1 protein-coding gene is annotated in these 1,578 nt (G+C 56.5%); it reads left to right on the top strand.

Annotation, left to right across the window (positions count from 1 at the left end; genetic code table 11):
- Positions 1-116 precede the first annotated feature (116 nt).
- Positions 117-1,574 (top strand): IS4 family transposase, encoded by a 1,458-nt coding sequence (locus SO139_RS46105; RefSeq protein ID WP_254108284.1) that lies wholly within the window; start codon positions 117-119, stop codon positions 1,572-1,574.
- The last annotated feature ends 4 nt before the right edge of the window (positions 1,575-1,578 follow it).

Raw genomic sequence — 1,578 nt, 5'->3', positions numbered from 1 at the left:
CTTTCAATTACCCATAACTTTGACCACTCGGGCTGATCCGCTGATCGGCAAAGTCTTGAATCGAAAGAATCACTTGTGATTCCTTGCTGAGCACCTGATTCGCGAGGGGGTGCTCTATGGGGCTGACATTAAGGGATCGATCGGCAAAAGGCCGTTTGCGGTCCTTGGAAGGCGAATGTTGGATTGATCGAGAGAGTAGTGGATGCGAGTTTAGGGACGCGCGGCTCGGCGACAGATTCCGCAAACTGCTCACGCAGATTGGAAGCGCCATGGGACAAAGCATTCCGCTCGTCTGCCAGGATTGGGCGAATACCAAGGCAGCCTACCGCTTCTTCTCCAATGACCGGGTCAGCGAAGCGGACATTCTGGCCGGCCATTTCCAATCGACACGTGATCGTACCGCCGCTGCTGAAGGTCTCGTTCTTGTGCTGCACGACACAACGGAGTTTAGCTATCAACGCGAGAAGTCAGAAGCGATCGGCATCACCAAGAGCATAAACAGTGGGCGGGATAAGGCGGGTCGCCTCAGATCGCACACGGTTTGCGGCATCCTGATGCATTCGAGCCTCGCGGTTACAATCGAGGGTGTGCCGCTGGGGTTGGCGGCCGTTAAGTTCTGGACCCGGAAGAAATTCAAGGGGACGGCAGCGCTTAAAAAGAAGATCAATCCGACCCGGATTCCCATCGAGAAAAAGGAAAGCGTCCGGTGGTTGGAAAATCTCAAGCAGTCTACGCAACTCGTGGATCATCCGGGACGATGCATCCATATCGGTGATCGCGAGAGTGACATCTACGAGCTTTTCTGCGCAGCACAGGAGATCGGAACTCATTTCCTGATCAGGACCTGCGTCGACCGCTTGGCTGGAGACGGGGATCACACGATCGCTGATGAAATGGACGAGGTCGCCGTCAAAGGGCTCCATCGCATCGAAGTCAGAGACAGCAACGGCGATCCCGACCAGGCCGTTCTTGAGATCCGGTATCGCAAGATACGCATCCTGCCACCGATCGGAAAGCAGAAGCGCTATCCCGCTCTGACCCTGACGGTGATCCATGCCGAAGAGCGCGGGACGCCGAAAAACAGAAAGAAGATCGATTGGAAGCTGATCACCGACCTGCCGGTTGGTTCCCGCACCGACGCCATTGAGAAGCTCGAATGGTATGCTTTGAGATGGAAGATCGAGGTGTTCCACAAGATCCTCAAATCGGGCTGCAAAGCTGAGGAGTCGAAGCTCCGGACCGCCCAGCGTCTGACCAATCTGATCTCCCTGTTTTGCATCCTGAGTTGGCGGGTCTTCTGGATGACGATGCTCAACCGTTCCGCCCCAGACGCGCCACCAACCCTCGCGTTGACTGCGACTGAAATCGGTGTGCTCGATCGCCTCGCCAACGACAAACCAAAAGCAAGACAGAAAACGCTCTCGCACTATCTGATCAAGATCGCCCGGCTCGGCGGTTATCTCGCCCGCGCCAGCGATCCGCCGCCCGGCAATACCGTCATGTGGCGCGGGCTGTCACGCCTCACCGACATCGCGCTGGGCGCCATGGTCGGAGGAGAATTTGTGGGTAATTGAAAGC

It is taken from the genome of Bradyrhizobium sp. UFLA05-89, from assembly GCF_059803475.1.
This window is presented reverse-complemented; position numbering and strand designations above follow the sequence as displayed.